Below are 19,250 nucleotides of genomic sequence, written 5' to 3'. Positions count from 1 at the left end.
GGCCGGCAAGACCTCGCTGCTGCGGATCGCCGCGGCGGCCGAACATCCCTCGTCCGGCATCGCTTTCGTGCTCGGCGAGCGGCTGGGCCGGGTCGACGTGACCGAGTTGCGATCCCGGATCGGGCTCAGCTCCTCGGCTTTGGCGCAGCGGATACCCACCGACGAGGTGGTACGCGATCTCGTGGTGTCGGCCGGCTACGCGGTGCTGGGCAGATGGCGGGATCGCAACTCGGTCACGTCGACCCGGCCCAGCCGCTCGCCGAGCACGAAAGCGATGCCGGACGAGGGATGTTCGGCCGCCGCGGCGATCCGCAGCAGCGAGGTCTTGCCGGCCCCGTTAGGCCCGACGATCACCCAGCGTTCATCGAGTTCGACCGCCCAATCCACCGGCCCGACCAAGACGTTGCCACCGCGCTGCAGTGACACCTGCCTGAAGTCGAGCAGCAGATCGGGGTCGGCTGACTCGCTTCCGTTTTCGGGCACCCGACCATCGTGCCGTACCGCGACCCTGAAATACCTGTCGGGTCGCTACGAGTTGGGCGGGATCTCCACCCGGCGGACCTCGCCGTCGACCGCGTCGGCGGCCTCGATTTCACCGCGGGTCACACCCAATAGGAACAGCACCGTGTCCAGATACGGATGGCTCAGCGACGCATCGGCGACCTCACGCAGCGCCGGCTTGGCGTTGAACGCGATCCCCAAGCCGGCCGCGGCCAACATGTCGATGTCGTTGGCGCCGTCGCCCACGGCGACGGTCTGCGCCATCGGCACCCCGACTTGGTTTGCGAATTCCCTTAGCGCCGCGGCCTTTCCGGCCCGGTCGACGATCGGCCCGATCACGCGCCCGGTGAGCGTGCCGTCAACGATCTCCAGCTCGTTGGCCGCGACGTAGTCCAGCATCAGCTCCTCGGCCAGCGGCTCGATGATCCGGCGGAATCCCCCGGACACCACACCGCAGGCATATCCCAGGCGCCGCAGCGTCCGCAGCGTGGTGCGGGCACCGGGCATCAGTTCCAGCGCACCGGCGACCTCGTCGATCACGCTGGCGGGCAGGCCCGCCAGCGTCGCCACCCGTTGCTCCAGCGACTGCGCGAAGTCCAGCTCGCCGCGCATCGCGGCGTCGGTGATCGCGGCGACCTTACCCTCAGCACCCGCCCGGGCCGCCAGCATCTCGATGACCTCGCCCTGCACCAGCGTCGAGTCGACGTCGAACACGATGAGCCGCTTGGCCCGTCGTTCCAGGCTGTAGTCCTCGACCGCCACATCGACCTGTTCCTCGCCCGACACCCGGTTCAGTACGGTCCGCAGCGCGCCGTCCGCCCCCGGCGGCACCGAGACCCGCAGCTCCAGTCCGATCACCGGATAGTCGGAGACGCCGCGGATCAGGTCGATGTTGACGCCCAGCCCCGCCACCTCGCGGGCCACCGCGCCGAACGCACCGGCGGTGATGGGCCGGCCCAGCACGAAAATGGTGTGGGTCGAGGGTTCCCGCATGATCGGCACGTCGTCGCTGCGCTCGATGCTGACATCGAGGCCCACCTTGTGGATGGCCGATTCGACGTCAGTGCGCAACTGCGCGCCGTCGGCGACGTCGGCCGGGCAGCACACCAGCACGCCCAGCGTCAGACGATGCCGGATGACCACCTGTTCGACGTTGAGCAGCTCGACCCCGTGCCGTGACAGCGCATCGAACAGGCTCGCCGTCACGCCCGGCTGATCCACGCCGGTGACGGTGATCAGCACCGACACCTTGGGTGGTGAGTTCACTCCCGACAGCCGCCCGTCAGGCCATCAGCTGCGAACCTGGACGTCGTCCAGTCTGGTGACGTCCTTATCCGAGGGCCCGTGCGCGCGGCCCACATGCGCCTCGGCGCGCAGCCGCTCCACCATGTGTGGGTAGTGCAACTCGAATGCCGGCCGCTCCGAACGGATTCGGGGCAGCTCGGTGAAGTTGTGCCGCGGCGGCGGGCAGCTGGTCGCCCACTCCAGCGAGTTGCCGTAGCCCCACGGGTCGTCGACCGTGACGACCTCGCCGTAACGCCAGCTCTTGAAGACGTTCCAGACGAAGGGGAACATCGACGCGCCCAGGATGAAGGCGCCCACCGTCGAGGCGACGTTGTAGGGCTGGAAGCCGTCGCTGGGCAGGTAGTCCGCGTAGCGGCGCGGCATGCCCAGGTCGCCCAGCCAGTGCTGCACCAAGAAGGTGGTGTGAAACCCGATGAACGTCAACCAGAAGTGCAACTTGCCCAACCGGTCGTCGAGCAGCCGGCCCGTCATCTTCGGGAACCAGAAGTACACCCCGGCGAACGTGGCGAACACGATGGTGCCGAACAGCACGTAGTGGAAGTGCGCGACCACGAAGTAGCTGTCGGTGACGTGGAAGTCCAGCGGCGGGCTGGCCAGCATCACGCCGGTCAAACCACCCAGCAAGAAGGTGATGAGGAAGCCGACGCAAAACAGCATCGGCGTCTCAAAGGTGATCTGCCCCTTCCACATCGTGCCGATCCAGTTGAAGAACTTGATCCCGGTGGGCACCGCGATCAGATACGTCATGAACGAAAAGAACGGCAGCAGAACGGCTCCGGTGGCAAACATGTGGTGCGCCCACACCGCGACCGACAGCGCGGCGATCGACAGCGTCGCATACACCAGGGTGGTGTAGCCAAAGATCGGCTTGCGGGAGAACACCGGGATGATCTCGGTGACGATCCCGAAGAACGGCAAAGCGACGATGTAGACCTCGGGATGGCCGAAGAACCAGAACAGGTGTTGCCACAACAAGACTCCGCCATTGGCGGCGTCATAGACATGGGCGCCCAGATGTCGGTCGGCGGCCAGCCCGAACAGCGCCGCGGTCAGGATCGGGAACGCGACCAGGATCAGGATCGAGGTCACCAGGATGTTCCAGGTGAAGATCGGCATCCGGAACATCGTCATACCCGGCGCGCGCATGCACACCACGGTGGTGATCATGTTGACCCCACCCAGGATGGTGCCCAAACCGGCCACGATCAGGCCGGTGATCCACAGGTCCCCCCCGGCGCCGGGCGAGTGCACCGCATCAGACAGCGGCGTGTAGGCGGTCCAGCCGAAATCGGCGGCCCCGCCCGGGACGATGAAGCCGGACAATACGATCAACCCGCCGAACAGGAACAACCAATACGAGAAGGCGTTCAGCCGCGGGAACGCCACATCGGGCGCGCCGATCTGCAGCGGCAGCACCAAGTTGGCGAAACCGAACACCACCGGTGTGGCATACAACAGCAGCATGATCGTGCCGTGCATGGTGAACAGCTGGTTGAACTGCTCATTCGACAAGAACTGCAGCCCAGGCGCGGCCAGCTCGGTGCGCATCAGCAACGCCATCAGCCCGCCTATGAAGAAGAAGGCGAAACAAGTGACGACGTACATAATGCCGATCAACTTGTGATCGGTGGTGGTGATCAGTTTGTAGACGAGGTTCCCTTTGGGGCCCATCCGGTCCGGGTACGGACGAACGGCCTCGAGTTCTCCCAAAGGGGGCGCTTCGGCTGTCAACAGCTTCTCCAAACATCCAGATCGGACCCTGGCCGAAAAATCAGTATTGAGACGAATCTTAGCCGTCGATGATGGCGACGTCAGGGCTGGTCCTACAAACTGTCGTAAATGGCTCAGCGGTGCGGCGTGTCCGTCGGCGCGGCGTCACCGAACTGGCCGGATGTTAGCGTCTGACGCGTGTTGTTCGGCGTGATCAGACCCGCCCGGCTGGCCCCGGTGACGGCGGTGATGGCGGCGGTCGCCCTGGCCTGCAGCGGCTGCGGGTCCGACAAACCCGCCGGCCAGACGTCGACCCGTTCCCTGGTGACTCCCACCACCCAGATCGCGGGCGCCGGAGTGCTCGGAAACGACCGCCGGCCCGACGAGTCGTGCGCGCGGGATGCCGCCGCGGCCGATCCGGGTTCGTCGAAACGGCAAGTCCACAACGCCGCGGGCGTCGACCCGAACGTCGTGCAGGTGCCCGCGGATCCGCAGCGCATCGTGGTGCTCTCCGGCGACCAGCTCGACACGTTGTGCGCGCTGGGTTTGCAATCACGCGTGGTCGGCGCGGCGCTGCCGGACGGATCCACGAGTCAGCCCGCCTATCTGGGCGGCGCGGTGCACGGCCTACCCGGTGTCGGCAGCCGCTCCCACCCGGACGTGAAGGCGATCGCGGCCGCCCACCCGGATCTGATCCTGGGGTCGCAAGGGTTGACGCCCACGTTGTATCCGCAGCTGACCGCGATCGCCGCGGCGGTGTTCACGGCCGCACCGGGCGCGGCCTGGCAGGACAACCTGCGCGCCGTCGGCGCCGCCACCGGCCGCGGCGCCGCGGTGGACGCATTGGTCAGCGGCTTTTCGCAGCGGGCGACCGACATCGGCGCGCGCCATGACGCGTCCCACTTTCAGGCGTCGGTTGTGCAGCTGACGGCCGGCACGATCCGGGTGTACGGGGCCAACAACTTCCCGGCCAGCGTGCTCGGGGCGGTGGGCGTGGACCGGCCCGCCTCCCAGCGGTTCACCGACAAGCCCTACATCGAGATCGGTGCCAGCGACGCGGACCTGGCGAAGAACCCGGACCTTTCGATCGCCGACGCCGACGTGGTCTATCTCTCCTGCACCACCCCGGCCGACGCCGATCGGGCCGCCACGATCCTGGACAGCAACCCATGGCGCAAGCTGTCCGCCAATCGCGACAACCGGGTCTACATCGTCAACGACGAGATATGGCAAACCGGGGAGGGCCTGATCGCGGCCCGCGGCATCGTCGACGACCTGCGCCTGGTGAACGCCCCCATCAACTGACGACGGTCAGCCGGTACGCATACATCGTCATAGGGTGATATTCGCCCCGCCCATTGGCGGAAGGACTTTTACCTTAGCTAAACTTCTTGCAGACGTATCGACTCGAAGAGGGATTTTCATGAGCACAGTTTCGGCGTACGCCGCCACCTCGCCGACGGCACCGCTGACCAAGACCACCATCGAGCGGCGTGAGCCTGGCCCCCACGACGTGGCGATCGACATCAAGTTCGCCGGGATCTGTCACTCCGACATCCACACGGCCAAAGGCGAATGGGGCACACCGAATTACCCGCTGGTCGTGGGCCACGAGATCGCCGGTGTCGTGAGCGCCGTGGGCTCCGCGGTCACCAGGCACAAGGTCGGCGACCACGTCGGGGTGGGCTGCATGGTGAACTCCTGCGGTCAGTGCAGCAGTTGCAAGGCCGGCCTCGAGCAGTACTGCAGTCGGGGCACGACCTTCACCTACAACGCCACCGACAAAGACGGCACGATCACGCAGGGCGGCTACAGCCAGGCGATCGTCGTCGACGAGAACTTCGTCTTGCGCATCCCCGACTCGCTACCGCTGGACAAGGCGGCGCCGCTGCTGTGCGCGGGCATCACGCTGTTCTCGCCCCTGCGGCACTGGAAGGCCGGCCAGGGCACTCGCCTGGCGATCATTGGCCTGGGCGGGCTGGGCCACATGGGCGTCAAGCTCGGCGCGGCGATGGGCGCCGAGGTGACGGTGCTGTCGCAGTCGCTGAAGAAGATGGAAGACGGACTGCGGCTGGGCGCCAAGCATTACTACGCCACCGCTGAGCGCGAGACCTTCAAGACCTTGCGCAACAGCTTCGACCTGATCCTGAACACGGTCTCGGCGAACCTGAACCTCGATGACTACCTGAGCCTGCTCGACGTCGACGGCACGCTCGTCGAATTGGGGATCCCCGAGCACCCGATGGAGGTGGGCGCGTTCTCGCTGGCGCTGGCGCGCCGCAGTCTGTCCGGGTCGAACATCGGGGGCATCGCCGAGACCCAGGAGATGCTCGACTTCTGCGCCGAGCACAATGTGACGCCGGAAATCGAGCTGATCGAGCCCGACTACATCAACGAGGCCTACGAGCGCGTCCTGGCCAGCGACGTGCGCTACCGCTTCGTCATCGACATCTCGAAGCTGTAGGCGCCCTACAGCGCGACGCCCGGGGTGCTCTCGGATGCCGCACTGCGCGCGGCGATTTCGGCGGCCTCACCCCACTCGTCACCGGGAATGACCTCGCTGACGTCGATGCCCGCCAGCGGCCATCCGACGGCGGCCAGCGTGGCGGCCACCCGGATGACGTTCTCGGGCCCGGCGTCGTAGTGGGTCATGTCGGAGATGAAGTGGGCGATCTCGTCGCGGTCGATCACACCGTCAGCGATCGCCGGGGATCCGTCCTTGGTGATTTCGCGCACCACCTCGGCGATTTGCTCCTCGGTCAGCGGCGTGCTGCGCAATAGCGCGAGCAGGGGCACCCGGTCGGGTCCGGGGACACCCTCGGGATAGCCGGCGCGCAGCCAGCGAAGTACCGAACGGCAGAAATTGGCGGTGTGAGAGGCGGCGGTATTCGTCACCTCAACAGTGTCAGGGCAGCGGTATCGCGCGCGCCACCGGACTGTCATGCCCTGGCGACAATTCACGCGCCGTTCATGAATCGCTCAGCTCATCGCCCTGCTAGAAGTCCCAGTCCTCGTCTTCGGTGTTGACGGCCTTGCCGATCACGTACGAGGAGCCCGAGCCGGAGAAGAAGTCGTGGTTCTCGTCGGCGTTCGGCGAGAGCGCGGACAGGATGGCCGGGTTCACGTCGGTCTCGTCGCGCGGGAACAGCGCCTCGTAGCCGAGGTTCATCAGCGCTTTGTTGGCGTTGTAGCGCAGGAACTTCTTGACGTCCTCGGTCAGCCCGACCTCGTCGTAGAGGTCCTGGGTGTACTCCACCTCGTTGTCGTAGAGCTCGAAGAGCAGCTCGTAGGTGTAGTCCTTGAGCTCCTGCTTGCGCACGTCGTCGACCAGCGCCAGGCCGCGCTGGTATTTGTAGCCGATGTAGTAACCGTGCACGGCCTCGTCGCGGATGATCAGCCGGATCATGTCGGCGGTGTTGGTCAGCTTGGCCCGGCTCGACCAGTACATGGGCAGGTAGAAGCCGGAGTAGAACAGGAAGCTCTCCAGCAGCGTGGAGGCGACCTTGCGCTTGAGCGGCTCGTCGCCCTTGTAGTACTGCATGACGATCTCTGCCTTGCGCTGCAGGTTGGGGTTCTCCTCCGACCAGCGGAAGGCGTCGTCGATCTCGGCGGTCGAGCACAGCGTGGAGAAGATGTTGCTGTAGCTGCGGGCGTGCACCGACTCCATGAAGGCGATGTTGGTGTAGACCGCTTCCTCGTGCGGGGTGAGCGCGTCGGGAATCAGGCTGACCGCCCCGACCGTGCCCTGGATGGTGTCCAGCAGCGTCAGGCCGGTGAATACCCGCATGGTCATCTGCTTTTCGTGGGCGGTCAGGGTGCCCCACGATGGCAGGTCGTTGGACACCGGCACCTTCTCCGGCAGCCAGAAGTTGCCGGTCAGCCGGTCCCAGACCTCCGCGTCCTTATCGTCTTGCAGCCGGTTCCAGTTGATCGCCGAAACGCGGTCGATCAGCTTCATGTTTTCGCTCACCAGAACCCCACTTCACACACCGTTTCGCCGGATGGATCTCAGGCTCCAGACACTACCCCTGGGGTGCGACAACGATGCGCAACACAAGACGTGGTGTTTACGTGTCGCGAACCTGCCCGGATGACCCTGATTTACGTCCATTCCCAGTATGCGCGATCGCGATGTACCATTTGGTACATGCTGACCGAAGACAGTGTCGAGATCGACGCACCGCCACAACTCGTCTGGGACGTCTTCACCGACGTCGAGCACTGGCCCGACTGGACCCCCTCGGTGACCTCCCTTGTCGGCCTTGATGGTTCGAGCCTTGCCGCCGGCAGACGCTTCGCCATCAAGCAGCCCGGCATGTCGAAGCTGGTCTGGGCAGTCACCGAGCTCGACCCCGGCGCGTCGTGGACCTGGGTCCAGCGCTCCCCCGGAGCGCGGGCGACCGCTCGCCACGATGTCATCGCCCGGCCCGGCGGCCGCACGCTGGTGCGCCAGCGACTCGACCAGCGCGGTGTACTCGGCGCCCTCGTCGGGCGGCTGATGGCCAAGAAGACCAAGCGCTTCCTGCAACTCGAGGCCCAAGGCCTCAAGGCCCGAACCGAGCAACTCAGCCGCGCCGATGGCGCGCACTCCTGACACCGAGCGGCGCCGGCAGCTCCTCAATGCGCTCGTCGCCGAGTTCGCCACCGGCGGCATCGGCGACCGGTCACTGCGCGACGTGGCCGCCGCGGTCGGCACCAGTCACCGGATGCTGTTGCACCACTTCGGTTCTCGAGAAGATCTGCTCCTGGCGATCGTCGAGGAAGTCGAGCGCCGCCAGATGGGGCTGCTGGCCGAACTGCCTTCCGATCCGGCCCGTAGCTTTGCCGCGATGTGGGCGGATCTTCGCCGACCCGAACTGCGCGAATTCGAGCGCCTGTTCTTCGAGTGCTACGCCCGCGCGGCCCAGGGCGAAAAGCCTTTTGCCCGAATGATTCCCGGCGCGGTCCAGGGATGGCTGGCCGAAGTCGAGGCGGTCACCTCGGAGCCGGTCGACTCCGCCCTGGCACGGCTGGGACTGGCCGTCGCACGCGGCCTGCTGCTGGATCTCGTCGCGACCGATGACGAGGCCGGCGTGGACGCGGCCGCGCGGGCTTTTATCCAGCTTTTGGCAACACCGAGATGAGCGTGTCGACGAGTTCCTCGGCGCTGGTGTGCCACTTATCCAGATCCATGTGGCCACTCAAATCCAAACCCGTGATGCCGTGCGCGCTCGTCAAAATGAGCGCCCCATAGCGCGGGGCTTGCTGCGGACCGGTGATACGACCCACCATCTCCAGAAACAGCCCCTGCGTCCGTTCGGCTACCCGCATCGCTGCGGTCGGGTCGCCCGCCGGCGGGGTGAACATCAGGCGATAAAGATGCGGACGGGTGCGGCCGATGGCGATCAGCGACAGCAGAGCCGATCGCAAACATTCCTCGGGCGAGTCTTCGCTACCGGCCAATGCCTCGAGTGCGTCACCTAATTCGCGCAACGCGTTGGTGGCCAGCTCGGCCAGCAGAGACTCCTTGTCGGCAAAGTGGCGATACGCCGCCGAGCGCGACACACCGCTGCGGGCACCCACCTCGCGCAGCGTGACCGCCTCGACGCCCCCGAGGTCGAGCAACACTCCCGCCGCCTCGACCAACGAACGGCGCGTGGCCGCCGCACTCTCGGATCGGGTCGTCACCCGCAGAGCATAAGCCGGTCCTTGGGTTGACAATGTCAACTCAACTGTTTAGTTTGAGATGACAACGTCAACTCAAACTAACCCACTCGATCGGAGACCACCCATGATGTCGTCGAATCGCGCCGCCCGTAATGAGCTGATCGTGGTGACCGGCGCCTCGACGGGCATTGGCGCAGCCAGCGCGCGGGAACTGGCCCACAAGGGTTTTCACGTGCTGGCCGGTGTGCGTCGCGAGGTGGACGCCGACGCGCTGCGCGCAGAGGGTATCGAGCCGCACATCCTGGACATCACGATGGAATCGGACGTGGCCGCGATCGCCGACCGCGTCGCGCGCGATCCGCTGCACCGTCCCCTGCGCGCACTGGTCAACAACGCCGGGATCGCGGTCAATTCTCCGGTCGAAACGCTGCCGATGGACCAGTGGCGCCGGCAGTTCGAGGTAAATCTGTTCGGCCACATCGCGATGACCCAGGCGCTGTTGCCGGCCCTACTGCTCAGCGCGGGCACCGTCGTCAATATCAGCTCGGTGGGCGGCAAGGTGGTGCTGCCGACCTATGGCGCATATGCCGGTTCGAAGTTCGCCCTGGAAGCCGCCAGTGACGCGTTGCGGCGTGAGGTCGCCGAGCTCGGCATCAAGGTGGTCGTCGTCGAACCCGGTGCGGTCAAAACCGAAATGGCCGAGCGCGGAATCACCACCGCCGAGGGACTCATGGCGAACCTGACCGATGCCCACCTCGCCCGCTACGGCGATCTCATCGCGGCCGTCACGGCACAAGCCCGGTCATTCGGCGAGGATGGCGTTTCGGCCGCACATGCCGCGAAAGTGATCGCCAAGGCCGCGACCGCATCGCGTCCCCGCACTCGCTACACCATCGGACGCGACGCCGCGATCCTGGTGCGGATCAACCGCGTGGTGTCCGACCGGGTCCTGGACCGCATCGTGAGGCAGAACCTGCGATCCTTCGCCAAAAAGTCGCAGTCAAGCGAACAACGCAGCGCCGCAACAACTTCGCTCGGCACCTAGGCGGCGGCGTGCCTGCCTGTGTTCACGCCGTAGAACTGGTATTCGTCCGGCTTGACCGCGCGGGTCGCCCGCCAGTACTCCCAGGTGTAGCCGCCCCAGAGCACGGTGTTCTTCCCGTGCTCGTCCAGATACCAGCTGCTGCAGCCACCGCTGTTCCACACTGACGGGCCCAGCCTGCGCTGCAGCTCGTCGTTGAACTTGTCCTGGGCGGCGCGGGTGGGCGCCAGCGCCTGGGCGCCCAGCTTGTCGCAGGTCGCGATCGCGTCTGCGACGTAACGGATTTGGGATTCGATCATGAACACCACCGAGTTGTGTCCCAGCCCGGTGTTGGGGCCCAGCAGGAAGAACAGGTTGGGCACGTCGGCGACGGTGATCCCGCGGTGTGCGCCAATGCCCTCACGGTTCCACCGGTCCACCAGGTCCTCGCCGTGCAGTCCCTTGATCTGGACGTAGGTATAGGAGTCGGTGACGTGGAAGCCGGTGGCGTACACGATCACGTCCGCCTGCCGGTGGGTGCCGTCGACGGTGACGATGCCGTCGGTGGTGATCCGCGAAATGTGGTCGGTGACCAGTTCGGTCTTCGGGTCGGCGACCGCGCCGTAATAGGTGGAGGAGTTCAGGATTCGCTTGCAGCCGATGCGATAGTTCGGGATCAGCTTGCGCCGCAGCTCCCGGTCCTTGACCGCCCGCCGAATGTTGTACTTGCAGTATGCCTCGATGAACTTGAGCAGGTTCGGCCGCTTTGTCATGCCGAAGGCCAGCGCTTCCTGGCCCCAGTAGATCGCGAGACGGACCAGCGCGCGCAGGCCGGGCACGTTCTCCATGGCCCGGCGCACCGCTGGCGGGATCTCGGGGTTGGAGCGGGGCACCACCCAGGGCGGAGTGCGTTGGTAGAGCTGAAGTTCGGCGACCTGCCCGACGATCTCCGGCACGATCTGGATCGCACTGGCGCCGGTCCCGATCACGGCCACCCGCTTGCCGGTCAGGTCGACGCTGTGATCCCACTGCGCGGAATGGAAAGCGGCGCCACCGAATTCGTCGCGGCCCTCGATGTCGGGCATGGACGGGATGTGCAGGGCGCCGGCACCCGAGATCAGGAACTGGGCGACGTATTCGCGCCCGTCGGCGGTGAACACGTGCCAGCGGTTCTCGTCATCGTCCCAGTGGGCACGGTCCACCAGCGAGTTGAATTCGACGTAGCGGCGCAGCCCGTACTTTTCGGCGACGCCTTTGAGGTAGTCCCAGATCTCGGGCTGAAAGGAGAACGGGTTCTTCCAGTCGGGTTTGGGCTCGAATGAGAACGAGTAGAGATGCGACGGGATGTCGCAGGCGCACCCGGGGTAGCTGTTGTCGCGCCAGGTGCCGCCGATGTCGCCGGCCTTTTCCAGGATGACGAAGCCGATGCCCTGCTTCTGCAGGGCGATCGCCATGCCCAGCCCGGAGAACCCCGTTCCGATGATGACGGCGCGTGTGTGCACGGGCTTCGAGGCTTTGGGCCCCGGGATGGTCTCGGTTTGTGTCACGACATCGGTCACGGTCGATCGGTCCTTCTATCCAGGCCTGTCTCGGGTCGGCGTGAGCCGGCGTCTTCGGCGGCGGCCCCCGGCTGACGCAGATACCCAGTACCCAGGGTATCGGTTTGGACGAGTGTTATCGATGGCCGCGGCGGTTGTCAACGCCGCGCTGCGCTCAGCCTACGGCCGGCCTACCGGTCACCACGTCATGAATCGGCAGGTCCGGATCCATCGTGAGGCCCAGCGTCTCGGCGGTGCCGACGATCACCGCCATCATGATGGTGCTCAGGTGCGCGACGAACTGCTCACGCGACATCAACCGGGGGCTCTCCGGCTCGGGACCCAGCCACCACTGGGTGGCCGATGCCGCCGAGCCGAAGGCCGCGTGCGCCGCCAGTTCGACCGCCGCGTGATCCAAGTCCATCTCGCGCAGCTCGTTGTCGAACAGGTCGGCCATGGCCAGGGTGATTTCGCGGCCCTCGTTGAGGATGGTGACCGTCGACTGCGGGGTGGCCGCCGACCGCCCCTGGATGAACACCCGCAGCACGTTGGGGTGCTTGTCGACCAGGATGACGTACTCCTCGACGCTGCGCCGGATCACCTCGCGGGCCGAATCGGTTTTCAGGTCGATGGACGGGAAGATCGCCGTCCACAGCATGTCGCGCAGCCGCTCCCCGATCGCCTGGAACAGGTCGGACTTGTCGTGGAAATGCCGGTAGATCTTCGGTTTGGCGGTGCCGGCCTCCTCGGCGATTTCTCGCACGGACAGCTCGGGTCCGAGGCGGTCGATGGCGCGGAACGCCGCGTCGACGATTTCGCTGCGCACTTTCTTGCGGTGCTCACGCCAGCGTTCGCTGCGCGCGTCGACCTTGGCCCCCGCCTTGACGCTGGGGTGCGGTCGGGGAATTCTCACCACGTCAAGCACTTTACCTCGTCGCGGCTTCTGACCTGGGCAGACTGCCCGATCAGCGCGAAGTTTAGAGCATGCAGGACACGCAGCCCTCGACCTCTGTTCCCTCCAAAGCCATCTGACGCAACCGGATGTAGTACAGCGTCTTGATTCCCTTGCGCCAGGCGTAGATCTGCGCCTTGTTCACGTCGCGGGTGGTGGCGGTGTCCTTGAAGAACAGCGTCAGCGACAGCCCCTGGTCCACGTGCTGGGTGGCCGCGGCGTAGGTGTCGATGATCTTCTCGTAACCGATCTCGTAGGCGTCCTGGTAGTACTCCAGGTTGTCGTTGGTCAGATACGGCGCCGGGTAATAGACCCGGCCGATCTTGCCTTCCTTGCGGATCTCGACCTTGCTCGCCACCGGGTGGATCGAGCTGGTCGAGTGGTTGATGTAGCTGATCGACCCCGTCGGCGGGACGGCCTGCAGGTTCTGGTTGTAGATGCCGTGCTGCTGCACCGACTCCTTGAGCCGCTGCCAATCCTCTTGCGTCGGAATGCGAATGCCAGCCTCGGCGAAGATCTCCCGGACCCGCGGGGTGGCCGGCTCCCACACCTGCTCGGTGTACTTGTCGAAGAATTCACCCGAGGCGTACTTCGACTTCTCGAAACCGCCGAAACTGCTTCCCCGTTCGATCGCAATGCGATTCGACGCGCGCAGCGCGTGGTAGAGCACGGTGTAGAAGTAGATGTTGGTGAAGTCGATGCCTTCTTCGGAGCCGTAGTGGATGCGCTCGCGGGCCAGGTAGCCGTGCAGGTTCATCTGGCCGAGCCCGATTGCGTGGGACTCGTTGTTGCCCTGCTCGATTGAGGGCACCGAGGTGATGTGCGTCTGATCGCTCACCGCCGTCAGCGCGCGGATCGCGACCTCGATGGTCTGCGCGAAGTCGGGCGAGTCCATCGTCTTGGCGATGTTCAGCGACCCCAAGTTGCACGAAATGTCCTTGCCCACTTTGGCATACGACAAGTCATCGTTGAACACCGACGGCGTGGACACCTGCAGGATCTCCGAGCACAGGTTCGAGTGGGTGATCTTGCCGTCGATCGGGTTGGCCCGGTTCACCGTGTCCTCGTACATGATGTACGGGTAGCCGGACTCGAACTGCAGCTCGGCCAGCGTCTGGAAGAACTCGCGCGCCTTGATCTTGGTCTTGCGGATGCGGGCGTCGTCGACCATCTCGTAGTACTTCTCGGTGACCGAGATGTCGGCGAACGGCAGACCGTAGACCCGCTCGACGTCATACGGCGAGAACAGGTACATGTCCTCGTTCTTCTTGGCCAGCTCGAAGGTGATGTCGGGAATCACCACGCCCAGGCTCAGCGTCTTGATCCGGATCTTCTCGTCGGCGTTCTCGCGCTTGGTGTCCAGGAAGCGGTAGATGTCCGGGTGATGCGCGTGCAGGTACACCGCGCCCGCGCCCTGCCGCGCCCCGAGCTGGTTGGCGTAGGAGAACGAGTCCTCGAGCAGCTTCATGATGGGGATGACACCCGAGGACTGGTTCTCGATGTTCTTGATCGGGGCGCCGTGCTCACGAATGTTGCTCAGCAGCAACGCAACTCCCCCGCCACGCTTGGACAGCTGCAGCGCGGAGTTGATCGATCGCCCGATCGACTCCATGTTGTCTTCGATGCGCAGCAGAAAGCAGCTGACCGGTTCGCCGCGCTGCTTCTTGCCCGAGTTCAGGAACGTCGGTGTGGCCGGCTGGAATCGGCCGTCGATGATCTCGTCGACGAGCTTTTCGGCCAGGACGGTGTCGCCGGAGGCCAGCGTCAACGCCACCATGACCACGCGGTCCTCGAAGCGCTCCAGGTAACGCTTCCCGTCGAACGTCTTCAGCGTGTAGGAGGTGTAGTACTTGAACGCGCCCAGGAAGGTCGGGAACCGGAACTTCTTGGCGTAGGCGCGGTCCAGCAGCGTCTTGACGAAGTTGCGGCTGTACTGGTCGAGAACCTCGCGCTCGTAATAGTTCTCCTTGAGCAGGTAGTCGAGCTTCTCGTCCTGATTGTGGAAGAACACCGTGTTCTGGTTGACGTGCTGCAGGAAGTACTGATGTGCGGCCTCACGGTCCTTGTCGAACTGAATCTTTCCGTCCGCGTCGTACAGGTTCAGCATCGCGTTGAGCGCGTGATAGTCCGTCTCCCCCGGCAACGCGTGGGCTCCGGTGGTTACAGGCTCTGCAGCGACGGTTGGTGACACGTCTGTTCCTTCCAAAAATTAGCTAAGCCCGCGCGGACGGCATCCACGTCGTCCTGGGTTCCCATTAGTTCGAAGCGGTAGAGGTACGGAACGCCGCACTTGCGCGCGATCACGTTGCCCGCGTACGCGAATTCGGCACCGAAGTTGTTGTTGCCCGCGGCGATGACGCCGCGGATCAACGACCGGTTGTGCTCATTGTTCAAAAAGGCGATGACCTGCTTGGGGACGTAACCGCCGGCGTTGAGGTCGGGAGTGGCCCGGCCGCCGCCGTAGGTGGGCAGGACCAGGACGTAGGGCTGGTCTACCTCGATGCGGCCATGCAGTGGTATCCGCGTGGCGGGGATCCCCAGCTTCTCCACGAAGCGGTGGGTGTTCTCCGACACCGAGGAGAAATAGACCAGGTTGCGCGACTGCACCGCAACCTCCTTACCTGACGTCTCGCCTTACGCGCTCAGTTCCGCGGCGGAGAGCGCCTTGATGCGGTCGGGCCGAAAACCCGACCAGTGGTCATTCCCGGCCACCACCACGGGAGCCTGCAGATATCCCAGGGCCATCACGTAGTCACGCGCCTCGGAGTCCAGCGAGATGTCGACCTTCTCGTAGGCGATGCCCTGCTTGTCCAGCGCCTTGTAGGTGGCGCTGCACTGCACACATGCCGGCTTGGTGTACACGGTGATGCTCATAGAATGCCGCTCCTTTGCGGAAGAGGGGGACCCAATGGACTGGCAACTACTTTTGGACTGCGTCTTTGCTAGGTTCAGCGATCCGTCAGGACCCCTGATTCCCGTCGTGCGGCGGTCAAGGTCAAACGACCCGTGGGTGCCGATTTCGGGGGGTTCACCGAGCCTGGCTGGCTTGGCGGTCCTGGGATCTGCCGGTGCTCGAAACACTACACCTAGTGGCTGACAAGATGTCGAGATACAAGATGTTCTGAATAACAATTTTGAAATTCCCTGGTCGTGAGCGCTGTCGCGAAAAAATCTGGACACCCTATCGGCGTGTCGCAGATCACATGCCGAGGTGTGGGCGCCCCTACGCATTGGTATAGCAGCGACCACCGACATCTCCGCCCGCGGCGGCGGGCACGTCCGCAGCTAGCAAAGCCGCCAGACGTCAGCTGGCGGCTTCTGCTATTCGGTTGTGGCAACCTCGCTGGTCGCCCGGCGAGCGCCTTGTGGACTTCCGCCAATCAGCCGACTTCGGCGGCCAGCTTGCCCACCACATCACGCACGTTCGCCGACAGCTCGGCGTGCTCGGCGGGCGCCTTGCCCTCCAGGGTCTTGAACGGCACCGACAGTTTGATCGCCTCGACGACCCGCGCGCCCGCGATCCCGAAGGACTTGCGGGTGTCGTCGTGCGCCCACACCCCGCCATACTGGCCGAAGGATCCGCCGATGACCGCCAGCGGCTTGCCTTTCAGCGCACCATCACCGAACGGGCGGGACAGCCAGTCGATCGCGTTCTTGACGACCGCCGGGTAGCTGCCGTTGTACTCGGGAGTGACCACCAGGGCGGCGTCCGCGCCGGCCGCCGCGGCGCGAAGCGCGGCCACCGGGGCCAGCGGCGGCGCGCCCGTGTTCATCGCGTCGTCGATCTCCTCGTTATAGAACGGCAGCTCACCGAGCCCTTCGAAGATCGTTACGGTCACGTCGTCGGGGGCGACCGCAGCCGCCAATTCGGCGATCTGGCGGTTGATCGACGCCGCCCGCAGGCTTCCCACTAACGCCAAGATTCTGATTGCCACGCGCTGAATTCCCTTCGGTCGTTGTGTACATCCTCGCACGAGCTAACCGGACTATGGTCCGATTTATTCCGGCAGCGTTAAAGTGCAGGAGTGAGCGGTGTCGAGCGGCTGGATGAGTTGCCCATGTGCATCCCGCAAGTGCCTGCGCCGGAACGTGGCGACGCCGCCCGCAACCGCGCGCTGTTGCTGGATGCGGCTCGCAGGCTGGTCGCCGAGCGGGGTGCCGATGCCGTCACCATGGACGATGTCGCCGCGGCCGCCGGGGTCGGCAAGGGCACGCTGTTCCGCCGGTTCGGCAGCCGGGCCGGCCTGATGCTGGTCTTGCTCGACGAGGACGAGCGGGCCATCCAACAGGCCTTCCTGTTCGGGCCGCCGCCCTTGGGACCCGATGCCCCGCCGCTGGAGCGGCTCGTGGCCTTTGGACGCGAGCGCATCCGTTTCGCCCACACCCACCACGCGCTGCTGTCGGCGGCCAACCGCGATCCGCACACCCGCTACGGGCCGCCGGCCACCGTCCTGCGCACGCACGTCCGGGTATTACTGGCCACGGCGCGCACGACGGGCAACCTCGGTGTCCAGACCGACGCGCTGCTGGCACTGCTGGACGCGGACTATGTGGAGCATCGCCTGCACGACGGCGGACACACCCTGGCGACGTTGGGCGACGCATGGGAAAGCCTGGCGCGCAAGCTCTGCGGGCGGTGAACACCGTGCCCGCGGCGGCGCCCGATTGGGTCTTGCATGTGGACCTCGATCAGTTTCTGGCATCGGTCGAGTTGCGTCGCCGCCCCGAATTGGCCGGGCTGCCAGTCATTGTCGGCGGTAGCGGCGATCCGAACGAACCGCGCAAGGTCGTCACCTGCGCCTCGTATGAGGCCCGGGAGTTCGGTGTGCGTGCGGGCATGCCGCTGCGCGCCGCGGCCCGCCGCTGTCCCGCGGCGAGGTTCCTGCCCTCGGACCCGGCCGCCTACGACGCGGCGTCCGATCAGGTGATGGGGGTGCTGCGCGATCTGGGACATCCGGTCGAGGTGTGGGGCTGGGACGAGGCCTACGTCGCGGTGAGCGCGCAGGACCCGAGCCAGGTCGCGCAGCAGATCCGCAGCGTCATCTCCTCGGAAACCGGGCTGTCCTGCTCGGTCGGCATCAGCGACAACAAGCAGCGGGCCAAGGTCGCCACCGGCTTCGCGAAACCGGACGGCATTTTTGTGCTCACCGATGCGAACTGGATGCCACTGATGGCCGACCGTCCGGTCGACGCGCTATGGAGCGTGGGCCCCAAGACGGCGAAAAAGCTCGCGGATCTTGAGATTACGACGGTGCGGCAACTGGCCCACTGCGACGCGGAGCTGCTGACGGCCACGTTCGGCGCGCGCACCGGCCTGTGGCTGCTGCTGTTGGCCAAGGGCGGCGGCGACAGCCACGTCAGCGCCGAGCCGTGGGTGCCGCGCTCGCGCAGCCGCGTCACCACCTTTCCGCGCGATCTCACCGATCGCTCCGAAATGTATTCCGCCATAACAAATTTGGCCGAACAGGCGCTGACGGATGTGCTGGCGGCCGGCCGGGTCGTCGCCCGGGTGGCGGTCACTGTCCGAACCGCAACCTTCTACACGCGCACCAAGATTCGCAAGCTCGACGCACCCAGCACCGATCGCGACGTCATCGTGGCAGCGGCCCTTCGCGTTCTCGACCTATTCGATCTCGACAGGCCGGTCCGGTTGCTCGGGGTGCGTCTTGAGCTGGTCATGCCGGACTAGCGGCGCCGGGCTGGGCGGGCCGGGCCGCAGCGCCCGGGTGAAGATCACGTTCACCTGGCGCATCGCCACGCTATAGGGCCACCACGCAAGCCTTTTGAAGGCATACAACGCGCGGATGTCGACCGACGTGTAGATCAGGTATCGGTTCTTGGCCACCCCGGCCAAGATTTTGTCGGCGGCCTTTTCCGGCGACACTGCATGCCCGGCGAACCGCCTCACCCACCGCGCGACGCTGGGGTCCTCACGGTCCACGCCCGCGATCTCCACGGTGTTCACCAGTGGGGTGTTCACCGCGCCCGGCACCACAACCGACACCCCGATCCGGTGCCGGGCCAGGTCGAAGCGCAGCACCTCCGACAGGCCACGCAATCCATACTTGCTGGCGCTGTAGGCGGCATGCCACGGCAGGGCCACCAGCCCGGCCGCCGAGGACACGTTGACCAGATGGCCGCCGCGCTTGGCCGCCACCATCGGCGGGACGAACGTCTCGATGACGTGGATCGGTCCCATCAGGTTGATGGCGATCATCTTGCTCCACTGCTCGTGGCTGAGCCGGTCGACGGTGCCCCAGGCCGATACGCCGGCGATGTTGAGGACGAGGTCCATGCTCGGATGTGTGGCGTGGATATCGGCGGCGAACGCGGCGACCTGGTCATAGTCGGCGACGTCGAGCGCCCGATGCTCGGGGACCTGGGCACCCAGTGCGCGCGCGTCGGCGACGGTCTGTTCCAGACCGTCGCGGTCGCGGTCGGTCAGAAAAAGCTCGGCGCCCTGCGCGGCCAGCCGTAGTGCGGTGGCGCGGCCGATGCCGCTGGCCGCTCCGGTGACAAGGCACCGTTTTCCCCCGAAAGACCGCCCGGATCCCCTGTGCGCCATGGCGGTGACGAT

19 protein-coding genes and 1 pseudogene are annotated in these 19,250 nt (G+C 65.6%); 7 read left to right on the top strand and 13 right to left on the bottom strand.

Annotated elements, in window-relative coordinates; all coding sequences use genetic code 11:
• Positions 1-216: 216 nt before the first annotated feature.
• The 3 genes and pseudogenes from A5782_RS20450 to ctaD form a co-directional block, all read right to left on the bottom strand.
• A pseudogene (locus tag A5782_RS20450) lies at positions 217-483 on the bottom strand (ATP-binding cassette domain-containing protein); the annotation flags it as partial.
• Positions 484-528: 45 nt separating this feature from the next.
• A complete protein-coding gene (gene serB / locus A5782_RS20445; RefSeq protein WP_067103911.1) occupies positions 529-1,767 on the bottom strand; it encodes a phosphoserine phosphatase SerB in 1,239 nt (412 codons plus the stop codon).
• Positions 1,768-1,791: 24 nt separating this feature from the next.
• A complete protein-coding gene (gene ctaD / locus A5782_RS20440; RefSeq protein WP_067103919.1) occupies positions 1,792-3,537 on the bottom strand; it encodes a cytochrome c oxidase subunit I in 1,746 nt (581 codons plus the stop codon).
• A gap of 228 nt (positions 3,538-3,765) precedes the next feature.
• On the opposite strand from ctaD, the gene A5782_RS20435 reads away from it, so the two are divergent.
• Both A5782_RS20435 and A5782_RS20430 read left to right on the top strand, forming a co-directional pair.
• A complete protein-coding gene (locus A5782_RS20435) occupies positions 3,766-4,821 on the top strand; it encodes an iron-siderophore ABC transporter substrate-binding protein (RefSeq protein WP_156624033.1) in 1,056 nt (351 codons plus the stop codon).
• 118 nt (positions 4,822-4,939) lie between these two features.
• On the top strand, positions 4,940-5,980 hold the full coding sequence (locus A5782_RS20430) for an NAD(P)-dependent alcohol dehydrogenase (RefSeq protein ID WP_067103909.1): 1,041 nt from the start codon (positions 4,940-4,942) through the stop codon (positions 5,978-5,980).
• A 5-nt stretch (positions 5,981-5,985) separates the two neighbouring features.
• On the opposite strand, the gene A5782_RS20425 is transcribed toward A5782_RS20430, so the two are convergent.
• Together A5782_RS20425 and nrdF are read right to left on the bottom strand one after the other, a co-directional pair.
• On the bottom strand, positions 5,986-6,411 hold the full coding sequence (locus tag A5782_RS20425) for a DUF3349 domain-containing protein (RefSeq protein ID WP_067103908.1): 426 nt from the start codon (positions 6,409-6,411) through the stop codon (positions 5,986-5,988).
• A gap of 100 nt (positions 6,412-6,511) precedes the next feature.
• Complete coding sequence (nrdF, locus tag A5782_RS20420) at positions 6,512-7,486, bottom strand: class 1b ribonucleoside-diphosphate reductase subunit beta (RefSeq protein ID WP_197694289.1); 975 nt, start codon at positions 7,484-7,486, stop codon at positions 6,512-6,514.
• A gap of 177 nt (positions 7,487-7,663) precedes the next feature.
• On the opposite strand from nrdF, the gene A5782_RS20415 reads away from it, so the two are divergent.
• Together A5782_RS20415 and A5782_RS20410 are read left to right on the top strand one after the other, a co-directional pair.
• Complete coding sequence (locus tag A5782_RS20415; RefSeq protein ID WP_067103906.1) at positions 7,664-8,110, top strand: SRPBCC family protein; 447 nt, start codon at positions 7,664-7,666, stop codon at positions 8,108-8,110.
• Positions 8,094-8,639 (top strand): TetR/AcrR family transcriptional regulator, encoded by a 546-nt coding sequence (locus A5782_RS20410; protein ID WP_067103905.1) that lies wholly within the window; start codon positions 8,094-8,096, stop codon positions 8,637-8,639. Before A5782_RS20415 ends, A5782_RS20410 begins: the two co-directional genes overlap by 17 nt.
• Here the strand turns inward: A5782_RS20410 and A5782_RS20405 are convergent.
• A complete protein-coding gene (locus A5782_RS20405; protein WP_067103904.1) occupies positions 8,611-9,183 on the bottom strand; it encodes a TetR/AcrR family transcriptional regulator in 573 nt (190 codons plus the stop codon). The two genes, A5782_RS20410 and A5782_RS20405, sit on opposite strands and share 29 nt — an antisense overlap.
• Positions 9,184-9,286: 103 nt before the next feature.
• Between A5782_RS20405 and A5782_RS20400 the strand changes: the two genes are divergently transcribed.
• A complete protein-coding gene (locus tag A5782_RS20400) occupies positions 9,287-10,207 on the top strand; it encodes an SDR family NAD(P)-dependent oxidoreductase (RefSeq protein WP_067103903.1) in 921 nt (306 codons plus the stop codon).
• On the opposite strand, the gene A5782_RS20395 is transcribed toward A5782_RS20400, so the two are convergent.
• The 6 genes from A5782_RS20395 to A5782_RS20370 form a co-directional block, all read right to left on the bottom strand.
• Positions 10,204-11,742, bottom strand: coding sequence for an NAD(P)/FAD-dependent oxidoreductase (locus tag A5782_RS20395; RefSeq protein ID WP_067103902.1), 1,539 nt, complete (start codon positions 11,740-11,742; stop codon positions 10,204-10,206). The two genes, A5782_RS20400 and A5782_RS20395, sit on opposite strands and share 4 nt — an antisense overlap.
• 154 nt (positions 11,743-11,896) lie before the next feature.
• Positions 11,897-12,637, bottom strand: a complete 741-nt coding sequence (locus A5782_RS20390) for a TetR/AcrR family transcriptional regulator (RefSeq protein WP_067103901.1) — start codon at positions 12,635-12,637, stop codon at positions 11,897-11,899.
• A 61-nt stretch (positions 12,638-12,698) separates the two neighbouring features.
• Positions 12,699-14,864 carry a class 1b ribonucleoside-diphosphate reductase subunit alpha gene (gene nrdE, locus A5782_RS20385; protein ID WP_067103900.1) on the bottom strand — a complete coding sequence of 722 codons (2,166 nt, stop codon included), beginning with the start codon at positions 14,862-14,864 and terminating at the stop codon, positions 12,699-12,701.
• Positions 14,834-15,280, bottom strand: a complete 447-nt coding sequence (gene nrdI / locus A5782_RS20380; protein WP_067103899.1) for a class Ib ribonucleoside-diphosphate reductase assembly flavoprotein NrdI — start codon at positions 15,278-15,280, stop codon at positions 14,834-14,836. Before nrdI ends, nrdE begins: the two co-directional genes overlap by 31 nt.
• 27 nt (positions 15,281-15,307) lie before the next feature.
• Positions 15,308-15,547 (bottom strand): redoxin NrdH, encoded by a 240-nt coding sequence (locus tag A5782_RS20375; protein WP_067103898.1) that lies wholly within the window; start codon positions 15,545-15,547, stop codon positions 15,308-15,310.
• Between the two features lie 506 nt (positions 15,548-16,053).
• Positions 16,054-16,608: an NAD(P)H-dependent oxidoreductase gene (locus A5782_RS20370; protein WP_067103897.1), complete on the bottom strand. Its 555-nt coding sequence runs from the start codon at positions 16,606-16,608 to the stop codon at positions 16,054-16,056.
• A 90-nt stretch (positions 16,609-16,698) separates the two neighbouring features.
• Here A5782_RS20370 and A5782_RS20365 point away from each other — a divergent pair, with 90 nt between their 5' ends.
• The gene (locus tag A5782_RS20365) at positions 16,699-17,313 is read left to right on the top strand and encodes a TetR/AcrR family transcriptional regulator (RefSeq protein ID WP_067103896.1); all 615 of its coding nucleotides are present in this window, start codon (positions 16,699-16,701) and stop codon (positions 17,311-17,313) included.
• 5 nt (positions 17,314-17,318) lie between these two features.
• Positions 17,319-18,362: a DNA polymerase IV gene (locus A5782_RS20360; RefSeq protein ID WP_156624032.1), complete on the top strand. Its 1,044-nt coding sequence runs from the start codon at positions 17,319-17,321 to the stop codon at positions 18,360-18,362.
• Here A5782_RS20360 and A5782_RS20355 read toward each other — a convergent pair.
• Positions 18,297-19,238 (bottom strand): SDR family oxidoreductase, encoded by a 942-nt coding sequence (locus A5782_RS20355; RefSeq protein ID WP_067103894.1) that lies wholly within the window; start codon positions 19,236-19,238, stop codon positions 18,297-18,299. The genes A5782_RS20360 and A5782_RS20355 overlap by 66 nt on opposite strands.
• Positions 19,239-19,250: the final 12 nt, after the last annotated feature.

It is taken from the genome of Mycobacterium sp. 852002-40037_SCH5390672 (assembly GCF_001665875.1).
In the GTDB taxonomy this organism is placed as follows: Bacteria; Actinomycetota; Actinomycetes; order Mycobacteriales; family Mycobacteriaceae; genus Mycobacterium.
Note: the sequence above shows the minus strand (reverse complement) of the source record. Positions and strands in the feature narration are given on the sequence as shown.

Bases quoted from the DNA above. Each gene is read 5' to 3' on its own strand.
- A5782_RS20435 (WP_156624033.1), top strand. From the start codon at position 3,766: ATGGCGGCGGTCGCCCTGGCCTGCAGCGGCTGCGGGTCCGACAAACCC.
- A5782_RS20430 (WP_067103909.1), top strand. From the start codon at position 4,940: ATGAGCACAGTTTCGGCGTACGCCGCCACCTCGCCGACGGCACCGCTG.
- A5782_RS20415 (WP_067103906.1), top strand. From the start codon at position 7,664: ATGCTGACCGAAGACAGTGTCGAGATCGACGCACCGCCACAACTCGTC.
- A5782_RS20410 (WP_067103905.1), top strand. From the start codon at position 8,094: ATGGCGCGCACTCCTGACACCGAGCGGCGCCGGCAGCTCCTCAATGCG.
- A5782_RS20400 (WP_067103903.1), top strand. From the start codon at position 9,287: ATGATGTCGTCGAATCGCGCCGCCCGTAATGAGCTGATCGTGGTGACC.
- A5782_RS20375 (WP_067103898.1), bottom strand. From the start codon at position 15,547: ATGAGCATCACCGTGTACACCAAGCCGGCATGTGTGCAGTGCAGCGCC.
- A5782_RS20355 (WP_067103894.1), bottom strand. From the start codon at position 19,238: ATGGCGCACAGGGGATCCGGGCGGTCTTTCGGGGGAAAACGGTGCCTT.